The organism is Veillonella intestinalis (genome assembly GCF_943192895.1).
Lineage (GTDB): Bacteria > Bacillota > Negativicutes > Veillonellales > Veillonellaceae > Veillonella_A > Veillonella_A intestinalis.
The window spans coordinates 92,863-114,661 of the sequence record NZ_CALPCB010000007.1 but is presented as its reverse complement, the minus strand read 5'-3'; the positions used below and the strand labels follow the sequence as shown (position 1 = coordinate 114,661).

The 21,799-nt window shown below is 38.2% G+C and carries 31 protein-coding genes; 29 read left to right on the top strand and 2 right to left on the bottom strand.

The genetic code is table 11. The features are described from left to right. Position 1: 1 nt before the first annotated feature. Together NFR27_RS07115 and NFR27_RS07110 are read right to left on the bottom strand one after the other, a co-directional pair. Entirely contained in the window at positions 2-304 is a 303-nt protein-coding gene (locus NFR27_RS07115; RefSeq protein ID WP_251454922.1) for a hypothetical protein, read from the bottom strand. Positions 305-410: 106 nt separating this feature from the next. Continuing rightward, positions 411-584, bottom strand: coding sequence for a ribbon-helix-helix domain-containing protein (locus NFR27_RS07110; protein WP_251454919.1), 174 nt, complete (start codon positions 582-584; stop codon positions 411-413). 214 nt (positions 585-798) lie between these two features. Here NFR27_RS07110 and NFR27_RS07105 point away from each other — a divergent pair, with 214 nt between their 5' ends. The 29 genes from NFR27_RS07105 to NFR27_RS06970 all read left to right on the top strand — a co-directional run bounded on the left by NFR27_RS07105 (position 799) and on the right by NFR27_RS06970 (position 21,795). After that, positions 799-1,020: a hypothetical protein gene (locus NFR27_RS07105; RefSeq protein WP_251454917.1), complete on the top strand. Its 222-nt coding sequence runs from the start codon at positions 799-801 to the stop codon at positions 1,018-1,020. Between the two features lie 16 nt (positions 1,021-1,036). Further along, positions 1,037-1,228, top strand: coding sequence for a hypothetical protein (locus NFR27_RS07100; protein ID WP_251454915.1), 192 nt, complete (start codon positions 1,037-1,039; stop codon positions 1,226-1,228). A 13-nt stretch (positions 1,229-1,241) separates the two neighbouring features. Further along, the gene (locus NFR27_RS10100) at positions 1,242-1,376 is read left to right on the top strand and encodes a hypothetical protein (RefSeq protein WP_277612544.1); all 135 of its coding nucleotides are present in this window, start codon (positions 1,242-1,244) and stop codon (positions 1,374-1,376) included. A gap of 353 nt (positions 1,377-1,729) precedes the next feature. Then, positions 1,730-4,288 carry a DNA-directed RNA polymerase gene (locus NFR27_RS07095; protein ID WP_251454913.1) on the top strand — a complete coding sequence of 853 codons (2,559 nt, stop codon included), beginning with the start codon at positions 1,730-1,732 and terminating at the stop codon, positions 4,286-4,288. A gap of 239 nt (positions 4,289-4,527) precedes the next feature. Next, complete coding sequence (locus NFR27_RS07090) at positions 4,528-4,938, top strand: hypothetical protein (RefSeq protein WP_251454911.1); 411 nt, start codon at positions 4,528-4,530, stop codon at positions 4,936-4,938. 692 nt (positions 4,939-5,630) lie between these two features. After that, positions 5,631-5,780: a hypothetical protein gene (locus NFR27_RS07085; RefSeq protein ID WP_251454909.1), complete on the top strand. Its 150-nt coding sequence runs from the start codon at positions 5,631-5,633 to the stop codon at positions 5,778-5,780. Then, positions 5,773-6,246, top strand: a complete 474-nt coding sequence (locus NFR27_RS07080; RefSeq protein WP_251454907.1) for a DUF3310 domain-containing protein — start codon at positions 5,773-5,775, stop codon at positions 6,244-6,246. Before NFR27_RS07085 ends, NFR27_RS07080 begins: the two co-directional genes overlap by 8 nt. Next, positions 6,218-6,712 (top strand): dUTP diphosphatase, encoded by a 495-nt coding sequence (locus NFR27_RS07075; RefSeq protein WP_251454905.1) that lies wholly within the window; start codon positions 6,218-6,220, stop codon positions 6,710-6,712. The genes NFR27_RS07080 and NFR27_RS07075 overlap by 29 nt, the downstream gene beginning before the upstream one ends. A 17-nt stretch (positions 6,713-6,729) precedes the next feature. Continuing rightward, positions 6,730-7,308: an ssDNA-binding protein gene (locus NFR27_RS07070; RefSeq protein WP_251454903.1), complete on the top strand. Its 579-nt coding sequence runs from the start codon at positions 6,730-6,732 to the stop codon at positions 7,306-7,308. Then, positions 7,289-7,690 (top strand): PDDEXK family nuclease, encoded by a 402-nt coding sequence (locus NFR27_RS07065; RefSeq protein WP_277612542.1) that lies wholly within the window; start codon positions 7,289-7,291, stop codon positions 7,688-7,690. The genes NFR27_RS07070 and NFR27_RS07065 overlap by 20 nt, the downstream gene beginning before the upstream one ends. 7 nt (positions 7,691-7,697) lie before the next feature. After that, a complete protein-coding gene (locus NFR27_RS07060) occupies positions 7,698-8,066 on the top strand; it encodes a hypothetical protein (protein ID WP_251454898.1) in 369 nt (122 codons plus the stop codon). Further along, the gene (locus NFR27_RS07055; RefSeq protein WP_251454895.1) at positions 8,047-8,226 is read left to right on the top strand and encodes a hypothetical protein; all 180 of its coding nucleotides are present in this window, start codon (positions 8,047-8,049) and stop codon (positions 8,224-8,226) included. The genes NFR27_RS07060 and NFR27_RS07055 overlap by 20 nt, the downstream gene beginning before the upstream one ends. Next, complete coding sequence (locus tag NFR27_RS07050; protein ID WP_251454892.1) at positions 8,205-9,068, top strand: toprim domain-containing protein; 864 nt, start codon at positions 8,205-8,207, stop codon at positions 9,066-9,068. The genes NFR27_RS07055 and NFR27_RS07050 overlap by 22 nt, the downstream gene beginning before the upstream one ends. A gap of 3 nt (positions 9,069-9,071) precedes the next feature. Then, complete coding sequence (locus NFR27_RS07045; RefSeq protein ID WP_251454889.1) at positions 9,072-9,848, top strand: DnaB-like helicase C-terminal domain-containing protein; 777 nt, start codon at positions 9,072-9,074, stop codon at positions 9,846-9,848. A gap of 167 nt (positions 9,849-10,015) precedes the next feature. Beyond that, complete coding sequence (locus tag NFR27_RS07040) at positions 10,016-10,189, top strand: hypothetical protein (RefSeq protein WP_251454886.1); 174 nt, start codon at positions 10,016-10,018, stop codon at positions 10,187-10,189. A 21-nt stretch (positions 10,190-10,210) separates the two neighbouring features. After that, complete coding sequence (locus NFR27_RS07035; RefSeq protein ID WP_251454883.1) at positions 10,211-10,525, top strand: hypothetical protein; 315 nt, start codon at positions 10,211-10,213, stop codon at positions 10,523-10,525. A gap of 6 nt (positions 10,526-10,531) precedes the next feature. Then, positions 10,532-12,406, top strand: coding sequence for a DNA polymerase (locus NFR27_RS07030; protein ID WP_277612541.1), 1,875 nt, complete (start codon positions 10,532-10,534; stop codon positions 12,404-12,406). A gap of 17 nt (positions 12,407-12,423) precedes the next feature. Continuing rightward, the gene (locus tag NFR27_RS07025) at positions 12,424-12,627 is read left to right on the top strand and encodes a hypothetical protein (protein WP_251454880.1); all 204 of its coding nucleotides are present in this window, start codon (positions 12,424-12,426) and stop codon (positions 12,625-12,627) included. A gap of 2 nt (positions 12,628-12,629) precedes the next feature. Then, positions 12,630-13,205 carry an FAD-dependent thymidylate synthase gene (locus NFR27_RS07020; protein ID WP_251454877.1) on the top strand — a complete coding sequence of 192 codons (576 nt, stop codon included), beginning with the start codon at positions 12,630-12,632 and terminating at the stop codon, positions 13,203-13,205. Further along, positions 13,198-13,935 carry a hypothetical protein gene (locus NFR27_RS07015; protein WP_251454864.1) on the top strand — a complete coding sequence of 246 codons (738 nt, stop codon included), beginning with the start codon at positions 13,198-13,200 and terminating at the stop codon, positions 13,933-13,935. The genes NFR27_RS07020 and NFR27_RS07015 overlap by 8 nt, the downstream gene beginning before the upstream one ends. Then, positions 13,923-14,405, top strand: a complete 483-nt coding sequence (locus NFR27_RS07010) for a hypothetical protein (RefSeq protein ID WP_251454862.1) — start codon at positions 13,923-13,925, stop codon at positions 14,403-14,405. Before NFR27_RS07015 ends, NFR27_RS07010 begins: the two co-directional genes overlap by 13 nt. Next, positions 14,398-14,574, top strand: coding sequence for a hypothetical protein (locus tag NFR27_RS07005; protein WP_251454859.1), 177 nt, complete (start codon positions 14,398-14,400; stop codon positions 14,572-14,574). The genes NFR27_RS07010 and NFR27_RS07005 overlap by 8 nt, the downstream gene beginning before the upstream one ends. Further along, entirely contained in the window at positions 14,574-14,858 is a 285-nt protein-coding gene (locus NFR27_RS07000; RefSeq protein WP_251454856.1) for a hypothetical protein, read from the top strand. The genes NFR27_RS07005 and NFR27_RS07000 overlap by 1 nt, the downstream gene beginning before the upstream one ends. 10 nt (positions 14,859-14,868) lie before the next feature. Beyond that, entirely contained in the window at positions 14,869-16,395 is a 1,527-nt protein-coding gene (locus NFR27_RS06995) for a portal protein (RefSeq protein WP_251454853.1), read from the top strand. Between the two features lie 3 nt (positions 16,396-16,398). Beyond that, a complete protein-coding gene (locus NFR27_RS06990) occupies positions 16,399-17,136 on the top strand; it encodes a capsid assembly protein (RefSeq protein ID WP_251454850.1) in 738 nt (245 codons plus the stop codon). 21 nt (positions 17,137-17,157) lie between these two features. Next, a complete protein-coding gene (locus tag NFR27_RS06985) occupies positions 17,158-18,147 on the top strand; it encodes a phage capsid protein (RefSeq protein WP_251454847.1) in 990 nt (329 codons plus the stop codon). A gap of 61 nt (positions 18,148-18,208) precedes the next feature. Further along, entirely contained in the window at positions 18,209-18,781 is a 573-nt protein-coding gene (locus tag NFR27_RS06980) for a hypothetical protein (protein WP_251454843.1), read from the top strand. A gap of 4 nt (positions 18,782-18,785) precedes the next feature. After that, entirely contained in the window at positions 18,786-21,113 is a 2,328-nt protein-coding gene (locus tag NFR27_RS06975; protein WP_251454841.1) for a phage nozzle protein, read from the top strand. Between the two features lie 16 nt (positions 21,114-21,129). Further along, positions 21,130-21,795, top strand: a complete 666-nt coding sequence (locus NFR27_RS06970; protein WP_251454838.1) for a virion core protein, T7 gp14 family — start codon at positions 21,130-21,132, stop codon at positions 21,793-21,795. The last annotated feature ends 4 nt before the right edge of the window (positions 21,796-21,799 follow it).

Genomic DNA, 21,799 nt, shown 5'->3' with positions numbered 1-21,799 from the left:
ATTATTTCACCTCATAACCATTATCAAAAGTATTCAAACAATCTTCTACACTTTTTACAGCCCACTCAATAGGGACAATAAAGTATTTGTTGTCTATCCAGTATGCATACTCGCTTTGTTTACTTTCCATTTCTTTTAGTATCTTTCGTAAAACTGGCTCATCTACTGGCTTATCTTCTAGCCACTCCATGACATTGCTATAGGTAATAAGTGAGATATCTCCACTTAATAAGTCCTCAACAATAGTATTGAGGTCATCACCAGTCATTACTACTTTACCATTTTTAGTTACTTGATAATCCATAAAATACCCCTTTCGATTAATATAAATATATTTGGTGTCTACCACCTTTCTATATTTATATTATACACTATTGTTTAAACAATGTCAAGACAAAATTTAAACAATTTTAATCTTTTTGCTTATGATTAATAACATAATCAGTAATCATATCACGGATTACACGGCTTGCGTCACCGTGGCGATAAAAGATACTATTAAAATCATCTTTTAGTTCTTTTGGTAGTCTAAAACCGTGATTTGTATCAGCGGGTAAGCTATCGTAGTATTCTTTTGTCTTCATTTTGTCACCCCCTTATATTATAATGTATTATATTTATATTATAACATTGTTTTCACATTGTTACAACTAAAAATAAAATAAAAAAGTTTAAACAAATGCTTGACAATGTTTAAACAATAGCGTATAATTAACCATAGAAAGGGACAACAAACAGAAGTCCCAAAAAATTTTAAGGTTTATGTTTAAACAAAGTTAAAACAAAGGAGAACTCAAAATGGAAAAAGTAACTCAAAGAGAAATTAGAAATTATCCTGCTATTGATTTATCAACAGTAAAGTCAAGTGAAGTTTATAACATTATAAAAGGAAAAGGAAAAGGAAAAGAAGTTTTGTATCGCTCTTTTGGTGTATATGGGAGTAATGGAGTTGTATTTACGGTTGATAACGTCACTTATAAAATCGTGGGGCGGACATCAAACTTGTTTATAGTAATTTAATAAAAGGAGAACAAAAATGAAAACTATAGCAGAAATAAAAGAAACATGTACACTACACCATACAAGTGCAAGACGTGAATATATATCCCGTAAATCTGAAGGCGTTGTAAGCGAATACGAAGGGCGATTTGGTAAAGGTTATACCATCGACCGCCCACGGTGGGACACCACGCAATACTGTTATCGTGATTACTATATTTGCAAGTAAAGGAGTGTTTACTATGGAAAAGTTTGAATTACGCAAAAGAATTACTGGTGGGGAAAGTGTGTTTGTATTCAATGGAGTTGCTGAAAGCGTATTTAATGCTATTGTTAATGATTCAGCAAGGAGTAATCCTTGTATAAATCTTATCTAAAAGAAGACATTAACAATATTTTGTCTGAATTGCATTGTGATTACTTTGTCAATTAATCGAACAAACAACCGTATATAGAGGTGGCAAGGAAGCACTAAACAGCTACCTCTATTTTTGTACGCATTTTTCTAATTATACGCTTATTTTATCGAACATACAATCTATTAAATTCGTACAAATGTTCGATATAATAAGTAAGAAAAGCCCTACAAATATTTTTGGGCAACCATGTGTAATTACACAAAATGTACCAGTAATAAATTTGTAGTGATTTTTTACAACGCTTTTATATATAGCCATATAAGGGCGTAAGACCCTAGTTTTAACTTTTTATAAGTAAAGGAGAACACATTATGGAAGCAACATTACAAGATCAAATTAAACTAGAAAGACAGTACAAGGAATACGCAAGGGAGTTGTTTATTAGCCGTCACCAAAAGGAACAGCAGAAAGGGCGTGGAGCAAGCACGCAAACAGGTAAAGGACTACAAAAGCATATTACCGATGACTTGCTAACAGCTATCACAGAATGGCTTGAAGCTGAACTAGCACCTAAACGGGGAGTGCAGAAGATATACAAAAGCTTGTTAGTCGCCCTTGTCGAAGCCGTGGGAAGTGAAGAAGTTATCCTGAACGCATGTGCTTTTGCTTTTGAAAGTTTAATAAGTAGCGTTGTAAGGGGGACAGGTGCTTATACATCAGTATCTAGTGTAGCAAGGTCAATAGGGCAAGCACTATTTTATGAGTGTAAGTTAACCGCATTTTTACTAAATATGAATACTTATCAGCAATCAAAAGTAATCATTGCAGAAGTCGAAAAGAGAAATTTAATCCGCTATAAATGGAACTACATAGAGGAAGTCACCGAAACAGAAAAGTTTGATTTTTTTAAGCCTACACATGAAGCAATACAAAGTTTAGGAATGGCACTAATTGATGTCTTTCAGCAATCAACTGGTCTTATAGAACTAGTAACAACTGATAAAAAGTCAATGTTTGTTATGCCGAGTGAGTACCTAGTTGAAATATGGTCTAAAAATCTCGATAACATAAGCACAAGAGTTAACCTTGTAACACCTACAATAATACCACCTAAACCGTGGACAAGCCTTTCTGACGGTGGCTATTACGATGTAGCTAGTCAGCATGTTGATTTTATGAGGTTAGACTATACGACTAAAAGAACAAGAACAGGTAAAGCATACATAAGAAAATTATCTGAAGTCGACCTAACCGAAGTCATGGGAGCGGTCAACAAGATACAGGAAACAGCATACTGTATTAATAAAAAGGTCTTAACCGCTGTTAAGTACCTAGTTTCAAAAGGGGGCGACTGTGCAGGAATTGTTAACCTTGAACCGAAAGAATTACCACCTGAATTAGTAGGGGAGTACACACCTGAAGACCTAAAGAAGCATAAAGAACTGATAAAGAAAATCAGAGAAGAAAATAGGTCTAGCATTTCCAGAGCCATGCGGGTTTATAAAACAGTAAATTTCGCTGAAGACTTTTCAAAGTACGATAAGATTTACTTCCCATGCAACATAGATTTTAGAGGGCGTATCTATCCAATCCCTTATTTTAATCATCAGGGAGATGACCTAATGAAAGCAATGCTACTATACGCTGAACCAGTAGCGTGCGGACATGAGGAAGACTTACAAACCCTACAAATACAAGGGTCTAACTTGTGGGGAAATGATAAGATAGGCTATCAGGCTCAATGTGAGTGGGTGGAAGAAAACACTGATAAGATTTTACTTACCGCCCATGACTACCTAGTTAGTGACTGGTGGCAACAAGCTGATGAACCATTACAATTCTTAGCGTTTTGCTATGAGTATGCGGAGTGTCTAGCTTATATAAAAGACCATGGAAGTATTAAGGGCTATGTATGTAAGATACCTATTGCGTTTGACGGGACATGTAGCGGTCTACAGCATTACAGTGCTATGCTTTTAGACACTGTAGGCGGGAAAGCGGTCAACCTAACAGCAGGTGGAGAACGCCCTGAAGACATCTACCAACAAGTGGCTGATGGTGTCTTACAGCTAGTTGAAAAGGACGCCAAAGAGGGGACAGCCGATACCCGCAAGGTCATTAAGAATAAATTTAAAAAGACAGAAGATGACCCTGAAGAAATAGAACATACAGAAGTCGGCACAAAGACCCTAGCACAAGCGTGGTTGTCTTATGGGATTACCCGCAAGGTTTGTAAAAGACCAGTAATGACTTTAGCTTATGGTAGCGGTCAATATGGCTTTGGGGAGCAACTCTACAGTGATATTGTCCATAAACAAAAAGAGTTTAGTGGTATTGAACATAAAGCGAGCAACTACCTAGCTAAAAAAATCGTAATAGTAGTAAAAGATGTAGTTGTATCAGCGGTCAGTGGTATGGACTTTTTGAAAAAACTTGCTAGTGCCATGAATGAATCTGATATTCCAGTTAACTGGTGGACACCTTTAGGATTACCAGTACAGCAAAACTATCTAAATACTGAAAAGAAATACATACAAACACGTTTAGGTGGTACTAAAAGAGTACGTTTATACTGGGACGAACCAAAGGAAAATGAGGAAATAAACAAGACACACCAAAAGAATGGAATTGCTCCTAACTTTATTCATAGTTTGGATAGTACACATCTAATGATGGTAGTAAATGAAGCGGGTCTACAGAATTATACTACTATTCATGATAGCTTTGGCACGAGTTTAGGTGAAACAAAAGTGTTAAAGCAGGTCTTGCGTGAACAGCTTTACAAACTATATACCGAGTTTAAACCTCTTGAAACATTTAAACAGTATGTAGAAGCAGAACTGAATAAAGAGTTACCAAAGATTAAACACCCTAAGACGGGAAAACTTAATCTTGAGGAAATACTTGTGTCTAAATATGTCTTTCACTGATAGACAAATGTAATAAATTTTAATTGGCACACTAATTGGAGAAAAGAACGAATCAAAATGTTTCCCAAAAGAACACACATTGCAATCCATAAAATATCCTTGACAGAAATCCTAAAGAAACATTAATCGTTCTCTTGTGGTTTATCATTAAGAACCGTCGGGCAGGTTATCGTGACCTATGGTAAACCACAAGAACTCCATTAGTTATTTATTTGTTACTTTGAAAGGAGAACCAAAGTATGAAGAAAGTAATTGTAGAAGTTAAAGTTTTGGATTATGAAAAAGATGGCGATGTAACCCTTGATCTACAAGAAGACCTATTTTGTAGTCCTGATAATGTCATGGAAGCGACCCGAGTGGTATACAGCATGATAGAATCAGCATTAAAGAATCAAGTCAAGATGAAACACATTGCAGAAGCCACTGAAAAGTGGGGGGAAATGCAAGTTCTTGACCTTATTGCATGTAAAGACATTGAAGATAAAGCAAGAATACGTATTGGTGTCTTAGAAGATTACTTAGAAAAGTATCGTGATGTAATCAGTCAAGACCGCATTGATACCATTAATTACCTAATTGAAACCTATAATGAAATCAAGTTTTGTGCAACTTGTAAGTTAACCAAAGCAGGTGGCAATGATGGACAGTGAAACATTATGTGTCTTAATCGGTGTGCCAGTGATGTTATGTGCATTCGCATATGTAATTTATAAAACTGGGGGTAGTCTTTAATGAATATTTTTCAAAGTTAGTAGAAGTAACTGGTGTTAAACAAAAGGAGAACAGAACTATGGAAGACCTAAAGATTATCGCAAGCATATGCTTTGTCTTATACACAGTGGTGATAACGCTATGAATTACTATGAAGCCAAACAGAATGGCTACAGGTTTATCACAAGGGACTATGTAGGTGGCGAAACAGCACACAAAACGTACCCCATACAAAACACAAGGGGCTACTGGGTGTCACCTGACTGGAAGTACATTACCGAGGGGACAGGGTGTCTAAAGACCACGGAAGTAGTCGAGATAGACACAGCAATTCAAAACTCAAAGACACCAATTAAAAGCCACTACAAAAAGAAGCATTATCACAGTCTTACATGTGCCGTTTGTGGTAAACCATTTGAAGCTGAACGAAAGAACCGAATGTATTGCAGTAAGAAATGCTCCAATGACGCCAACAATGAACGAGTAAGGCGTAAGAAAGAACAACTGGTGTCTTATTGTATAGAGTGTGGTAAGCCTTTTGTAAAGGTGTCCAAAAGTAATACATGTAGTACAGAGTGTAGTTACAAGAGGAAACTCAAAAAGAATGCAGAGAGTGCAAGGAGACGAACCAATGGCAAAACTTAATAGTCGTCAAATGGTGTTAGCAATGGCACTCACCAATATTGACATAGAAATATCTCATGCAGAAAAAGAAATTGAAAAACTTAAAGAACTCAAGAAGAAACTTGAAGCAATGAAAGGAGAACAAGAAGATGTTTGATTATTTATTTTGGTGTCTATTAGTAGCACCTATTTTGTTACTGATGGTTTATGTATGTTACGCCCACAAAGAAGCTAAAGAAACTGAAGAATCTTTACGTATTCTCAATTGGCGATACGCTGAACTAAATCATAAATATTACGTCTTAAGTAATGAAGTCTTTGGTGTAAAACAAACACTTATTAGTGTAAAGGAACTCAAAGAAAAAGAAGTAGCAGAACCTGAACAAGCGACAAGTGGGAATCTACATGACGCCCATTACAAGAAACTAAAAGCTGAACCATGGGATATTATGGAAGCGAACATGACCCATGAAGAAGTTGTTGGGTTTCTAAAAGGCAATATCCAAAAGTATCTACATCGAAACAAAGAAGGTCTAAAAGACTATGAAAAGTTAGTAAACTATGGAAATAAATTGGTAAAGGTGGTGAAAGAACATGGCAAGAACAGCAACAACAGCAAGTAAGACCAAAGAAGTAGCAGTTGTGTCTGAACCTACTTTGGGTGTCTTTATGTTAGACCCAAACGGTCAGCCACCTGAATACAAAACAGACAAAGCAAGTTGTCTTGATGTCTATCTAATTGACGACTTACGCATTGCAGGTAAACACGAATGTACATCTCAATTTGTACCATTTGGTTTCAAATTAGATATTCCTGAAGGGTATTCCGTACGAGTACACTTGCGGTCGAGTGTAGCAATGAACTATCCAATTCAGTTGGCAAATGAAGAAGGAATCATTGACGAAGACTTTACTGATGAAGTGAAAGCAATCGTGAGAAACCTCACAAATAAAGCACATTACTTCCGTAAGGGTGAACGACTATTTCAAATCGAAGTTGTGAAAGATACCCGAATGAAAACTAAAGTATTAGGTGAGTATACTAAAGAAACTGACCGTGGGGAAACCAACGGTAGCACTGGTAAATAATAGTAAAGGAGAACAAAATGGCAAAACAAGAAACAATTATTTTAAACGGAACAGCCTACTGGGCACATGTAGTTACACCTGAAGAATACAATGGAACACCTATTGGTTACTCCATTATTGTTGACTTTGAAGATGACGAAAAGTTGGCACGCTTTCAAGACTACATGGAAAAGTTTTATGAAGCTAATAAAGAAGACACATGGAAGACTGACCCTAAGATGACACCAAACTTACCACTGAAAGAAACTAAAGTAGGTGACGGTGAAACCCGTGAATGTGCCAAAGCTAAATGCGTACATGAGTATCAAGACAAGAAAACAGGTGAGATTATCGCACGTGAAGTACCAGTCTTTGATGAGTATGGCGAACCGTTGCCTAAAGGCACATATATTGGTAACGGTAGTAAAGTACAAGTCAATGTGACCCCACGGGTTTACATGACAAACAAGAAGAACTTTGGTGTGTCTTTACGCTTGAACGCTATTTGTGTAACTGACTTAGTTGCTTATGGATCTAAGAATGCGGACTCTTATGGGTTCGCCACGAAAGACAAAGTAGAAGAAGACGAATTACAAGATGGCGAGATGGAGTTTTAACCGAAAACGTGGCTACAGGGAACGAGTAGATAAATCAGTAAGGTCAAACTTTGAAGCAAAAATTAAGATGAACTTATTACAAGATGGCGTGAACTTTGAGTATGAATCAGTGACTTACCCCTACACGATTACTCATAAGTACACGCCTGACTTTGTTTTAGGCAATGGGGTAATAATTGAAGCAAAAGGGTTGTTCTTGCCTGAAGACCGTACGAAACATTTACGGATAAAGAAACAACACCCTGAACTTGACATACGGTTTATCTTTCAGAAAGACCAGTGGTTAACAAAAAGTAAGAAAAATAAGTATTCCGATTGGTGTAAGAAGCATGGCTTTAAGTATCACATCGGAGATAAAGTACCAGTAGAATGGAGAAAGTAGGAGAAGCGTGGCAGTTATTAGAGGTAAGTTAAGAGAGCGTAAGACCACTACTAAAATCTTGTGTCTTTACAAAAATATGGACGAGCAAGGTTTTAATGATGTGTCTTTCAAAGCTAAACAGGCAGGCTACTTATTCTTCCCATACCACGCCTTTATTGATTATCAAGGAGTAATTCACGAGGGGCGTGAGAAGAATGCAGTAGGCAATGCTGAAATTGATACAACAGAAGAAGCCTTTACTATCCTTGTTGACGCACCGAGTTCGACTAGAGTTACCGTTGCACAACGTGAAGCAGTAGTAAAGGTATGTGAAGAATATCCTCAAGCAGAATTTATTGAGTATGAGGGGTATATCAATGAAGACCAAATTTTATAAAGTTGTCTTACTAAGAGAACAACAATATGAAGATATAGTAGAAGCAAGTAGCGAAGAAGAAGCTATTAATATTGCAAAAGGTTGCACTTTTGATGACCCGACCCTATGGGAAGCAATAAGCGGAAGCGTAGGTGAAGCATGGGAAGTGAACAACGATTAATAGAAGCACATTTACCGTGTCAGTCTTGTGGGAGCAGTGACGCTTTGTCAAGATATTCTGACGGTCACACCCATTGTTTTTCGTGTGGTACTACACTTTTTATTAATGATGATGATTTTACAAGTGTTGCTAAAATTGGTGAAGAAAATAAGTCCTATACGAAGCATTCCGAGTTGTTAGGTTCAAGCAACTTTGGAGATTTACCCAAAAGGGGTATAACCGCACACACGTGCAGAAAATATCAGTACCATAAATCGAACTACAAAGGGAAGCCCGTACAAGTTGCCAATTATTATGACGAGTATGGTGAACTCACAGGGCAGAAATTAAGATTTGCAGACAAAACATTTTGTGTCTTAGGTCAATTAAAGGAAACCTTTTTTGGACAACAGCTATTCAATGGCGGAAACCAATTAATAATTACAGAAGGTGAAATTGATTGTCTTACAGTGTCACAGATGTATGCGAACAGAGTACCAGTGGTAAGTCTACCCAAAGGTGCAAAAGGTGCAAAGAAGGCATTTGAAAGTAATCTCGAGTGGCTACAGCAGTTTAATACAGTTGTAGTTATCTTTGATAATGACGAAGCAGGGAGAAAAGCAATAAAAGACATTGAGGGAATACTGGAAGCTGATAGGCTCAAGGTTGTGTTACTAAGCCAACACAAAGACCCAAACGAGTATCTATTAGCTAACCATGGTAAAGAACTCATGGAAGCTATTGACAATGCAAAATCATATACCCCTGAAAACATTATCAACGGTAGTACACTATGGGACGAACTGAAGAATGAACCTGAAGAAGAAGTGGGCTATAGCTTACCGTGGGACATTCCTGCTTAAGAGATGACAAAAGGAATACGCAAAGGTGAAATAATATTATTGACCGCAGGAACTGGCATTGGTAAATCAACCATGGCAAGAGAATTGACCTATGACCTTGCCATGAATAAAAACTTAAAAGTAGGCGTGATGATGTTAGAAGAAAACATTAGGCGAACAGCTAAGGGTATCATGAGTATACACACAGGGCTAAGTCTACACATATCACGTAAAGGACTAACTGATGAGGAGTATAAGAAAGCCTTTGATGAAACATTAGGCACAGGTAAATTTGTCTTATATAACCACTTTGGTAGTCTAGCAGAAAACAAAATATTGACAGCAATGCGATACATGGCGGTGTCTGAAAAATGCGACTTTTTGGTATTAGACCATTTGTCTATAGCGGTATCAGGGATTGATACTAAAGACGAACGTAAAATGATTGACGTATTGATGACCCGTTTAAGAAGTCTAGTAGAAGAAACTGGTGTAGGGTTATTAGCTATTTGTCACCTTAAACGTACAGACACAAGTAATCACGAAGAAGGTGGTGTAATTAGCCTTAATCATTTACGTGGTAGCCAGTCACTGGCACAACTATCAGACACCATTATTGCATTAGAACGGAATCAACAAGCCACTGAAACCAAAGAAAAGAACCGATTAAAAGTACGCATACTGAAATGTAGGTGTACAGGTGATACTGGTCTAGGTGGTTATTTATATTTTGACAAAGGTACTAACCGATTGAGAGTACCTGACTTTGATGAGGAGAGCACGCAAAATGAAAACTTTTGAAGAAATGTTTGAAGAATTTGATACGTATTTAAACAACATGTCTGAAGATTTATTAGACGAACTATGTACGTAAGATAAACGCAACGAAATCTATGAGTTAGCAATTAAGCGTGTCTTACTCAACAAAATCTTAACCAAATGGAACAAGTTAGTAGAGGAGTGAAGATATGTTAGTCTTTCTAGTTAATACGCTTGATTTACTCATTAAAGGTTTACGAGCATTACAAATTAAAGCCATTAAGAAGAAGATTGAACTTTTGAAAACTCAAAACGAATGGCACTTTATCACAATGAAGCGTAACAAACAGGACATTGACAACCTTGAAAAACGCTTAAAATAATTATTCAAAGGAGAACACATTATGGAACAACATATTGAAGAACTATTACCGATTAATGTGATCGTTGCAACGGAAGCAAAAGAGCAACAAAGCGAAAAAGAAAAGGTGTGGAAAAGCAAAATCATTAAGGCACGCCTTGCAGAAATCTATGCGAACATCACGTTCCGCCTTGCTGATGAACTTGAAAAAGAATCATCTATCCCAGTTTACTTTTATAAAGACGAAGTAGAAGCTGATGTAGACAAGGAAGTAACAGGTATTCTTGTGGAACAAGGCTACATGATTGACCTTGAAGAAAACAATGGGGAACAGTTATTGTATCGTGTAAGTTGGTGATGTGTCTTGCTATTTTTTGATATTGAAACAGACGGTTTACTAGACACAATTACTAAGGTACATTGCATGGTAATCATTGATAGTAACACAGGCGAACGCTTTATGTATAGACCAAATGAAATACAAAAGGCTATCTCACACTTATGTAACGGTGATTTAATTTGTGGACATAATGTCATTGCCTTTGATATACCTGCACTTGAAAAACTGTATGACGTAAAGTTTGACAGAGATAAAGTGGTAGACACATTAGTATTAGCTAGATTGGTCTACTCTAACATCAACGACTATGACGCCCCATTAGTAAGGCGTAAGATATTACCAAGTAATCTTTTTGGTAGATACAGTCTAAAAGCCTTTGGCTATCGTTTAGGGTGTCTAAAAGGCACATACGCTGAAGACAACGAAACAGCATGGGTAGACTTTAACGAAGACATGTTAGAGTATTGCGAACAAGACGTTGTTGTAACTCAAACACTATATAACAAACTGGTGTCTACAGGGTTTACTGAACACGCCAGTGTGATTGAACATAAGGCACAATGGTTGTGTCAGAAGATGGAACACAATGGGTTTCCTTTTGATTTAAAGAAAGCCCTATTACTCAAAATGGAGTTAGAGCAAGAGTACCTAAAAGTAACTCAAGAACTCACTGAGTATGCGCCAAAGATACCTGATAAGGTATTTATACCTAAACGTGATAATAAACGATTAGGATACAAGAAAGATGTACCAGTGCAGAAGTACAAAGAGTTTAACCCTAATAGTAGATTACAGTTACAATACATCTTGCAAGATTACTACAAGTACAAATTTTTAGACAGCATGTATGAGATTGAATATGACGTTGATGGGAATGAAACAAGTAGGAAACTCAAGTTAAATGATGAAACACTAAAGGGTATCAACCATGACCCAAATGCAGGCGCTGAAGTAAGACACATAGCTAATCTTTACAGTAAGTCTTTTATGTTGTCTAAACGATTAGGTCAGTTGGTAGACGGGCAAAACGCATGGCTAAAAATGGTAGGCGAAGATGGAAAGATACATGGGCGTATCAATCCTAATGGTGCAGTATCAGGACGAGCCACGCACAACAGACCAAATGTAGCACAAGTACCTGCCGTGAATGCTGAATATGGAAAAGAGTGTAGGGAACTCTTTGGAGTACCTCAAGGGTGGGTACAAGCAGGCGTAGACTGTAGTGGTCTTGAATTGCGTTGTCTTGCTCACTATTTGTATCCATACGATAAAGGGGAGTATGCCCACGAAATTCTAAATGGTGATATTCATACGGCTAATCAAATGAATGCAGGACTTGAAACACGAAATCAAGCTAAGACATTTATCTATGCATTTCTGTATGGTGGTGGTAATGCTAAAATCGGTGAAATCGTTGGTGGTAGTGCAGAACACGGTAAGAAACTCAAAGAGAAATTCCTGAAGAACACCCCTGCTATTAAGAATTTGTCTAGCAGTATCAAGAACACATTAGCGCCTTATAGTATTGCCAAAAAGAAACGTGACTGGAAACGTAAGTATCTAGTTGGTCTTGATGGTAGAAAACTACATGTACGCTCATTGCACAGTGCATTGAACCTATTGCTACAGTCGGCAGGCGCACTAATTTGTAAACGATGGATTACACGCACAGAAGAAAGACTGGAAGCTATTGGGCTTACGCATGGTTGGAATGGTGACTATGCAATGATGGCGTGGGTACACGATGAGTTTCAATGTGCATGTAAGACAGAAGAAATTGCAGAAATTGTAGTGAGGGAAGCACAAGAAGCAGTACGAGATGTACAGCAGGAATTTGACTTTAGAGTGCAGTTAGACACCGAGGGTAAAATTGGAAAGAACTGGGCTGAATGTCACTAAGAAAGGAGAACGAAGTAATGATGACTACAATTAATATAAATGGCGTGACATTTGTAAAAGGTGATGATGTCTTAACTAAACTTAATAACTTGATTGAGGAAGTCGAAGACATATTAGATATTGACCCATGTGACCCATCAGAAGTTGTTGCTATGTGGGGTGACTTAACAACTGAATTAGAAGACTTTTATGATGACATTGAAGATTTAATTAAGGAGTAAACGTGGTAGAACTAATTAATTATACACAAGAGTATGACAAAGTATTATGTAAAGCCATTTCTGAATGTCACCAAAAAGAAGCAACGGAACGGGTCTTAAAGCATTGCATTGAAGCAGGACATTTAAGTGTCTTAGAGCATGCATATGCGACTTTTGAGATTACTTGTAGTATTCAGACACTATTACAACTTTCAAGACACAGGCACTTTTCTATGACTGTTCAGTCTAGCCGTGCAACAGTATTACAAGAAAGTTTAAAGGTAGACAACCCGAAACTACAAGAACTACTTAACGAACAAGTACACAACTATGTTAACTGTAATATTGGCGAAGACATCAATAATGAAGACAGAGCATTACTTGCGCCAAAAGCAATGATGTACAAGTTGGTAATCACAGGGAATCTTAGAGCATGGTATGAGTATCTACCGAAACGATTATGTAATAGAACTCAAAAGGAACATAGAGAACTTGCCAAAGGTATCAAAGAAGAACTTGCTAAAGTTTTCCCATTGGTTTTTGACAGGGACTTACTGAACTGTAAAGCGTGTACAGAGAGGAGTTGTAGTTTTGACTAAACTAATCTTTGACGCAGATATGTTGCTTTATGTTGCCTGCAATAGAAACGAACAGGTAATCGAATGGGAAGACGGGTTGTTTACTTTACATTGCTATTTTGATGACGTTAAACGAGCCTTTGATGAACACGTAGAAGAACTGGTAGATGTTGTACTGGAACACTACAATCATCACGGGGAGTATGAAATAGTGATGTGTCTAAGCCACCCTACAAATTTCCGAAAGACAATGGTAACAGAAGAGTATAAAGCTAACAGAAATACATTGCGAAGACCATTATGTTACAAACCAATGCGTGAGTGGATAGCCCAAGAGTACACTACATTGATGTACGAGGGACTTGAAGCCGATGACGTAGTGGGTATCACAGTGGGTAAAGATGATATTGCCATTAGTGGTGACAAGGACTTTCGTTGTATTCCATGTAAGCAATATGACTTTATGCGTAATGAATTTTTTGATGTGTCTAAAGAAGACGCAGATTATTACCACTTATATCAAACGTTAATAGGGGACGCTACAGATGGTTACAAAGGTTGCCCTCATATTGGTGATGTGCGTGCTAAGCGTATTCTTGATAAGTCCGCCACATGGGATAGTGTGGTAGAAACCTATATTAAAAATGGGAGTACCGAAGAAGACGCATTGATGAATGCACGACTAGCCTTTATTTTACGTAAGGGCTATTACAACAAGAAAACGAAAGAGGTGAAATTGTGGACACCGTAATCAAAGACCACAAGTTTCGCCACCCTGAAGTTGAATATGAACAGGTGGCAGACTTAATTATACGACTTGCTAAACCCCATAATATTGTCAATCATTTAATCTCAAAGAAAGCTATTATGGAAACTTTAGCAGAAGCACAAGAGGTTGGTATTATCCGCACATGGTATGACAGTAAGGATAGCCTTGTGGGTGTCTTAATGTTTCAGATAGGGCAACAATGGTGGTCTGACGCAATTTGTGTATCAGAAGAAACTGTTTTGTGTCTTAATCCTGAATATGCAGGTATACAACGAGAAGCCATGCGGGAACTTGAACGTATTGCTAATGCATGGGGAGCAAAACTTATTGTTGGTGGTAACATAATTTCTGCTAACCAAAAGTTAATAGAGAATGGATACATGAAAAGTGGGGGCTATCATCATAAATCAAGTAGCTTTTTGAAAGTAATGAGAGGTGAAGACGATGAGTGAGTATCCACGAGTAGCAGAAGAACTACCTGAACACCTCTTAAAAGCATTTAACAATGAGTACATATTGAAACGTGAAGACCTCAATGCTGAAGGTAAACTTGCGTGCATTATGATACGAGATGAAATTATTAATTATTTACACACATGTATTGACGAAAGGAGTTATTAATGGGCGGAATAGGACGAGGTATACGAAAAATCTTTAAACCTATCACACGGGTAGTAGGTGGTATTTTAGGATTAGGCGGTAGTCAGAAAGCTGAAAGTAATCCAGTACAAATTCCACAGCCTACCGTGACGGCAACACAGTTAGTCCCACAGACTGAAGCAGTTGCCCCTGAAGCACCTGAACTAGGTACTACAAAGAAAAAGAAGAAGACCAGTCGTAAGTCACTAATGATTGACCGTACGAATGCAACTGGTGGTAGTGGCGGAAACCCGCTGAACATGTAGGTGGTAGCCTATGGCAGAAACTTTACAGCTTATTCCAGACGCTAAACAGACGTACACTAAGCTAAAGACCAGTCGTGACCCATACACACAGCGGGCAGAGAGCAATGCAAAACTAACAATTCCTGCATTGTTCCCAAAAGAAAACGATAACGAACAGACAAAGTATGAACAGCCGTATCAATCAGTGGGTGCTAGAGGTATCAATAATTTATCCAGTAAGTTAAACCTTGCATTATTCCCACCGAATGAACGATTTTTCAGACTAGGTATTTCACCAACTGAATTACAAGCATTAGGTGTTGATGAGGAAAAACTTGCAGAAATAGACCAAGCACTCATGAGGATTGAGGAACGGGTAAACCGTTTCATTGAAGACAACCAAATCCGTATCACTATTAATGAGTGTCTTCTTCAGTTACTGGTATCAGGAAACTGTTTGTTATTCTTACCGCCTGCCGAAGGTGGAGCAAGAATGTACACAATGAGACAATATGTAATCAGACGTGACCCTATGGGAAACGTATTGCAGATGGTTACAGTTGACAAGGTGGCTAAAATGGCACTCCCTGAAGAAGTGCAAGGATTAGTCGCTGAAAACAAACCTGAAGATAACATTGAGGTCTACACGAAGATACAACGTGATGGCGACCAATGGGTTTCTTTTCAGGAAATCAACGAACAAATCGTAGCAGGAAGTGAACAGAACTATCCACTAGACAAATCACCTTATATTCCATTGCGAATGACAAAGCAAGACGGTGAGAGTTATGGTAGGTCTTTCGTAGAAGAATACTATGGTGACTTACAGAGTTTAGAAAACTTGTCTAAATCATTGAACTTTGTATCAATGGTAGCGTCAAAAGTAATATTCATGGTAAACCCTAATGGTCTTACAAGACCTAAAAAGTTACAAGACGCTAAGAGTGGTGACTTTGTTTCAGGACGCGCCGATGATGTCCAAGCATTACAACTAAATAAATTCCCTGATTTACAGATAGCCGTACAGTTGCAAGACCGACTGGAACAACGGCTATCTTTTTCTTTTCTATTATCCAGTGTTGTACAGCGAAATGCAGAACGAGTTACGGCTGAAGAAATCAGAACAGTTGCGACTGAACTTGAAGACACACTAGGTGGTATCTACAGTATCTTATCGCAAGAACTACAGTTACCACTGATTAAACGTGTAATGACCGTATTAATGAGCCAAGGGGAAATTGCACAATTACCTGATGGTGTTGTTGATCCTACTATTACTACTGGTATGGAAGCCTTAGGACGAGGTCATGATTACAACAAATACATGACACTTATGGGTACATTGGCACAGATACCTGACGCTATGCAATTTGTTAACACAGGTAATCTTGTGACAAGTATTGCTACAAGCCTAGGTATTGAAACTACTGGTCTAGTTAAGACACAAGAAGAACTCATGATGGAACAAGAACAAGCAATGCAACAACAGTTAGGAATGCAAGCAGTACAGCAGGGTATGCAGGAAGAACAGCCACCAATGACAGGAGAGGAGATTTAATAGATGGCAGAAATTGAAATTAATACATCTTCTACCGCTGAAACTATTGAGGTCACAGCTGACACCGAAGCGACCCCAAAAGTGGAAGACCAACAGCAGGTACAAGAAACCGAACAACAGCAACAACAGCAGAACACTGAGGAACAAGAGCAGGAAACACCTGAAGCTGACCCAGTGCAAGTTGAAATGGATAAACAGGTAGAACTTGAAAGTCAACTTAAAGAGGAACTAAACACGAAAGGAATTAGTTTTGAGGAGTTAGACAAAGAGTTCACCGAAAACGGGGATTTATCAGAAGACACCCTAAAGAAACTTGAAAAGGCGGGTTATCCACGGACAGCCATTAGTGCTTACCTTGACAACCTTGAGTTACGAGCAGAGAAATTTGCAAATGCAGTTGTGTCTTATGCAGGCACTGAACAGGACTTTGCAAATCTTCAGGAGTTCGTAAAGGCGCAAGGTAAGGAAGCAACCGATGTCTTCAATAGTGTCTTACAGACAGGAAATCTAGCAATTATCAAGGCTCATATCAACGGTATCAAAGCACAAATGGGAAATGCTTATGGGTCTACTAAACCGACCATCATGGGTAATGGTGTAGTACCTCAAGGTAACACGCAAGGGTTTAAGACACAGCATGAAATGGTTAACGCCATTAGTGACCCACGTTACAAAAATGACAAAGTGTATCGTGCTGAAGTTGAAGCAAAAGTCAAAATGACTGATTTTTCTAATTTATAATCAAAGGAGATTTAAAAGAACATGGCAGAAATTCAAGGTATTACAAAACAAGGTCAAGTTAAAAATGTAGGTAATGAGTTAGAAATGCTACTCAAGGTCTTCAGTGGTGAAGTCTTAACAGCATTTACTCGTACATCTAAAGTAGTTAACAACCACATGGTTAAAACTATCTCTAGCGGTAAGTCCGCTTCTTTCCCAGTTATGGGGCGTACAAAAGCTAAATACTTAAAAGTTGGTAACTCTTTGGACGACCAACGTGAAGCAATGGAACACAACGAACGTGTTATCAACATTGACGGTTTGTTAACAGCTGATGTACTTATTTCTGATTTATTCGAAGCAATGAACCATTTTGATGTACGTTCTGAATACGCAACACAATTAGGTGAAGCATTAGCATTAAGTGCTGATGGGGCTATGCTTGCAGAACTTGCTAAGTTAACTCAGGAAACAAACGAGAACTTCACTGGCGCAGGTAAACCAATTAAAATTGCTAAGACTGTTGCCAAAGTTGACATCAACGAAGAATATGGTGGGGCAATCGTTCAGTCTTTACTTGAAATGAAAGCTAAGTTGTCTAACAACTATGTACCAACGACTGACCGTTTTGTCTACATGAAACCTGAAGCAGTGGCTTCTATTATTGCTAACAAGACAGCTATTGACCGTGACTATGGTGCAGTAGCAACTATCGTTGATGGTGAACTTACTAAACTTTGTGGCTTTACTATTGTTGAAGTTCCTCACTTAACTATTGGTGGGGCAGACAAAACAGGTATGGTAGGTACTTCCCCTCAAGGTCATGACTTCCCTACAGCTTTAAAGAATGAGGTAGCATATCTTGCTTGTCATCGTACAGCATTAGGTACAGTTAAACTTAAAGACCTTGCATTGGAACAGGCACGCCGACCTGAATACCAAGCAGACCAAATCATTGCAAAATACGCAATGGGTCACGGTGGCTTACGCCCTGAAGCTAGTGGTATTTGTACCATCAAAGCAAGTGCTTAGTTAATTCTCACAGGGGCTACTTAGGTAGTCCCTATTTTTTTTTATCAGAAAGGAGTAGCGAATGATACTAACACCACTGACACCACTGGACGCTATCAATGAGATACTATCAGCTATTGGTGAAGCCCCTGTTGATACCATTGAAGACAGTGGGAATGTAGATGTTGAAAATGCTTATAGAATTTTAACAAGTGTAAATCGCCAAGTACAGCTTGATGGATACACATTTAATACCATTGAAAGCTACTTATTAAGTCCTGATACGTTTACTCATGAAATCGCATGGGATAGCACATTGCTAAGAGTTAAAACAACCGATGGTAGTATCTTGCGAAACCGTGGGGGTATCGTTTATGACATCACAAACAATACAGACAAATTTACCAATGCTATTGAAGTTAGTGCAGTTGTCTTAGTAGAGTTTGAAGAACTCCCTGAAGCATTCCGTGATTACATTACAGCAAGAAGTGCAAGGGTGTTCGCTAGTCGTTATTTAGGTGACGAAGCAATGACACAACAGTTACATATGGAAGAACAAAATGCACGTATGGGTGTCTTTAATTATGAACTTGAAATTGAACAGCCAAGTATGGCTAATAATACTGATGTGTCTTCCATGATGAAACGGAGTTGATGACATGAGAGTAGCACAAGTAGTTAAGAATATAATTTCAGGGGTATCGCAACAGCCTGCTATCTTACGTCATATGGAACAGCTACAAGAACAAGTCAATGGGTTCTCGACAGAAGCTGATGGTCTTCAGAAAAGACCGCCTACAGTACATGTAGCGGAACTATCTTTAGACACATCTAAAAGACCAAAAATACATGTAATTGACCGTGACGACAGGGAGAAATACATTCTAGCCTTTGACGGAACAACAGTTAAAGTATGGGACGTAGCAGGTGTAGCCAAAAAGGTAACTGTTGAGAGTGCTAACTATCTCAAAACAAATAACCCATTGAATGACATTAGAGTTATTACCATAGCCGACCACACGTTTATTGTAAATAAGGCAATTAAGACACAAATGGACACAGGAAGGAAAAGTCCTACTGGTATCAATGATGGGGCTACAGTATATGTCAAAAGTGGGCAGTATGGGCGTAAGTATGAGGTCATCATTGCGGACACACTTGTAGCAACCTTTACGACACCTAATGGTGATAAACCTGAACACACTACAGAAATTGGTACAAATAACATTGCCCAAAAACTGGTAGACCAAATTAGAGCTAAAGGATATGAGGTCACATACTATGGTGGTGAGAGTTGGTTTGTTGTTAGGAAAATGAATGGTAAAAACATTCGTGTTCGTGACGGCTTTAATAGTCAAGCCATTAGTGCCTTTAAGCAAAACGTACAAAAGTTTTCTGACTTGCCACGGAATCATATCAATGGTTACATAGTAAAAGTCTATGGGGAATCAAGTAGTGATGATGATTATTACTTAAAGTACAACGCAAGTACCTTACTTTGGGAAGAATGTCCTGCACCTAATATAACAGTGGCGTTCAATGCTAGTACCATGCCACATAAACTTGTAAGACAAGCTGATGGTAGCTTTAAGTTTCAAACCATTCAATGGTCACAACGTGAATCAGGCGATGAAGATAGCAACCCCACACCATCATTCGTAGGGCGTACTATTAGCGATATCTTTAGCTATCGTAATAGATTAGGTGTTGTGTCAGGAGAATCAGTTATTTTGTCTAAGAGTGGTGACTATTGGAACTACTGGGTAGACAGTGCAACAACCATTGTTGATACAGACCCAATAGACATGAATGTATCTCATAATCAAATCACAGAGTTATACAGTGCAGTACCTTTTAACCAAGACCTATATTTATTTTCAAGAAACACACAGTTTATTCTAACAGCTGATAGTGCATTGTCACCAAAGAACGCTCAATTAAAGCAAGTAACAGAGTTCCAAAGTGACCCTAATATTAAACCTATTGGTGTTGGACGAAACCTTTACTACACATCAAAGCGTTCTAATCATACGACAGTACGAGAATACTATGCAGTATATGATGGTAACAATGGTAAGGACAGTAACAACATTACCTCACATATTCCTAACTATATCCCTAATAATGTGTATAGTCTTATTGCGTGTGAAAATGAGAACTTACTAATGGCACTATCCACAGGAGCTACTAACACTATCTATGTGTACAAGTATTTGTACGTACAGGAACAAAAGCTTCAAGCTAGTTGGTCTAAATGGGTCTTTAGTGGGGAAGTCATTGGTGCAGATTTTATAGGAAGTACCTTATATCTTGTTATTAAACGTAATGGTAAGGTATTCCTTGAAAAACTCTTAATCAACTTCAATACAAAAGACTTTTCTTCTGAACCATATCGATGTCTAATTGATAGAAAGACAGAAGTAACACTAGCGGGTACTTACAATGATTACTTATCTACTTACAGATGGGACGCTAAATATCATTTTAAAGACACCAAAGACAAGAAGTATTATATGGTCTTGACTGATGGACGTGTCTTTGAAAGTAACGAAGATGGTGTTATAGAGTGTACCAATACAGAAAACTTGACAGGTAAAAAAGCTATCGTTGGCGTTGCCTATACGATGAACATAGAGTTATCAACATTGTATCTAAAAAGAGTAGAACAAACTGGCACAGAGTATTTACAAAATTACAGGCTTGTATTACAAGATATGGAATTACAATATGCTGACAGTGGGGAGTTTACTGTAAATGTATCGACTACAGGTAAGCCTAAACGTAACTACAAGTTTACAAGTCGTATTTTAGGACACGCCCAAAATAAATTAGGAGTACACCCTATTATTACAGGGGCTTTCCGAGTACCACTTCATGGTAAAAATACTGATACAAGAATATCTATTAGTAATGACAGCCCGTTACCGAGTAGTTTTGTAGGGTATACATGGCGTGGTAATGTCACATACCGCTCAAGACAAGTTTAAGAAAGGAAGTGAATAGATGAGTTGGTTATCGCTAGGGTTATCCTTATTAGGGTCTTATAATTCGTGGAAAGCAGAACGTGAGGAAGCAAAAGCAGTAGGTAGACAAATGGCTGAACAGGCTACCAATGCTATTCGTACAATGAACTTTGCATTCCAAAACTATGAAGAAGAACGTAGGGACGCCTTTGAAAGTGCATTAAGCAACCTTGAGAAACTCAACATCAATGCAAGTGGTCTTACAGGAAGTGTAGACAATGCAGTGTCTGAAGAAATGGGGGATAGTAACACAGGGCGGTTACTTAGTAGAGCCACTCATGCAGAAGCCCTTAGAAGTGCATTAGCCGAGAAAGACAACTACAGACGCAAGAGTAATGAGGTTGACCTCAATAAGGAACAGCAGTTGGAATATACCAAAAGTTACACCGCAGGTCTACACCCACCCAGACTTCCAAGTAAAGGTGAGTTATTCTTTAGGCTTGCTAATACAGGTTTCAATGCGTACATGCAACATAAGAGTGTAGAAGCCTATAGGCAGTCTCATTTTGGTACTAATAAGTATTCTAATTCAGTTGTGTCTTATGGTGAACCTATGGGTGATTATGCACCAATTCGAGTAGTGAAGCGTAGTGGTGTTACCATTGGTGATGACCCATATCCACCAGTAAGAGTAGTAAGGAGATAATAAA

Bases quoted from the DNA above. Each gene is read 5' to 3' on its own strand.
- NFR27_RS07115 (WP_251454922.1), bottom strand. From the start codon at position 304: ATGGATTATCAAGTAACTAAAAATGGTAAAGTAGTAATGACTGGTGAT.
- NFR27_RS07110 (WP_251454919.1), bottom strand. From the start codon at position 584: ATGAAGACAAAAGAATACTACGATAGCTTACCCGCTGATACAAATCAC.
- NFR27_RS07105 (WP_251454917.1), top strand. From the start codon at position 799: ATGGAAAAAGTAACTCAAAGAGAAATTAGAAATTATCCTGCTATTGAT.
- NFR27_RS07100 (WP_251454915.1), top strand. From the start codon at position 1,037: ATGAAAACTATAGCAGAAATAAAAGAAACATGTACACTACACCATACA.
- NFR27_RS10100 (WP_277612544.1), top strand. From the start codon at position 1,242: ATGGAAAAGTTTGAATTACGCAAAAGAATTACTGGTGGGGAAAGTGTG.
- NFR27_RS07095 (WP_251454913.1), top strand. From the start codon at position 1,730: ATGGAAGCAACATTACAAGATCAAATTAAACTAGAAAGACAGTACAAG.
- NFR27_RS07090 (WP_251454911.1), top strand. From the start codon at position 4,528: ATGAAGAAAGTAATTGTAGAAGTTAAAGTTTTGGATTATGAAAAAGAT.
- NFR27_RS07085 (WP_251454909.1), top strand. From the start codon at position 5,631: ATGGCAAAACTTAATAGTCGTCAAATGGTGTTAGCAATGGCACTCACC.
- NFR27_RS07080 (WP_251454907.1), top strand. From the start codon at position 5,773: ATGTTTGATTATTTATTTTGGTGTCTATTAGTAGCACCTATTTTGTTA.
- NFR27_RS07075 (WP_251454905.1), top strand. From the start codon at position 6,218: ATGGCAAGAACAGCAACAACAGCAAGTAAGACCAAAGAAGTAGCAGTT.
- NFR27_RS07070 (WP_251454903.1), top strand. From the start codon at position 6,730: ATGGCAAAACAAGAAACAATTATTTTAAACGGAACAGCCTACTGGGCA.
- NFR27_RS07065 (WP_277612542.1), top strand. From the start codon at position 7,289: ATGGCGAGATGGAGTTTTAACCGAAAACGTGGCTACAGGGAACGAGTA.
- NFR27_RS07055 (WP_251454895.1), top strand. From the start codon at position 8,047: ATGAAGACCAAATTTTATAAAGTTGTCTTACTAAGAGAACAACAATAT.
- NFR27_RS07050 (WP_251454892.1), top strand. From the start codon at position 8,205: ATGGGAAGTGAACAACGATTAATAGAAGCACATTTACCGTGTCAGTCT.
- NFR27_RS07045 (WP_251454889.1), top strand. From the start codon at position 9,072: ATGACAAAAGGAATACGCAAAGGTGAAATAATATTATTGACCGCAGGA.
- NFR27_RS07040 (WP_251454886.1), top strand. From the start codon at position 10,016: ATGTTAGTCTTTCTAGTTAATACGCTTGATTTACTCATTAAAGGTTTA.
- NFR27_RS07035 (WP_251454883.1), top strand. From the start codon at position 10,211: ATGGAACAACATATTGAAGAACTATTACCGATTAATGTGATCGTTGCA.
- NFR27_RS07025 (WP_251454880.1), top strand. From the start codon at position 12,424: ATGATGACTACAATTAATATAAATGGCGTGACATTTGTAAAAGGTGAT.
- NFR27_RS07005 (WP_251454859.1), top strand. From the start codon at position 14,398: ATGAGTGAGTATCCACGAGTAGCAGAAGAACTACCTGAACACCTCTTA.
- NFR27_RS07000 (WP_251454856.1), top strand. From the start codon at position 14,574: ATGGGCGGAATAGGACGAGGTATACGAAAAATCTTTAAACCTATCACA.
- NFR27_RS06995 (WP_251454853.1), top strand. From the start codon at position 14,869: ATGGCAGAAACTTTACAGCTTATTCCAGACGCTAAACAGACGTACACT.
- NFR27_RS06990 (WP_251454850.1), top strand. From the start codon at position 16,399: ATGGCAGAAATTGAAATTAATACATCTTCTACCGCTGAAACTATTGAG.
- NFR27_RS06985 (WP_251454847.1), top strand. From the start codon at position 17,158: ATGGCAGAAATTCAAGGTATTACAAAACAAGGTCAAGTTAAAAATGTA.
- NFR27_RS06980 (WP_251454843.1), top strand. From the start codon at position 18,209: ATGATACTAACACCACTGACACCACTGGACGCTATCAATGAGATACTA.
- NFR27_RS06975 (WP_251454841.1), top strand. From the start codon at position 18,786: ATGAGAGTAGCACAAGTAGTTAAGAATATAATTTCAGGGGTATCGCAA.
- NFR27_RS06970 (WP_251454838.1), top strand. From the start codon at position 21,130: ATGAGTTGGTTATCGCTAGGGTTATCCTTATTAGGGTCTTATAATTCG.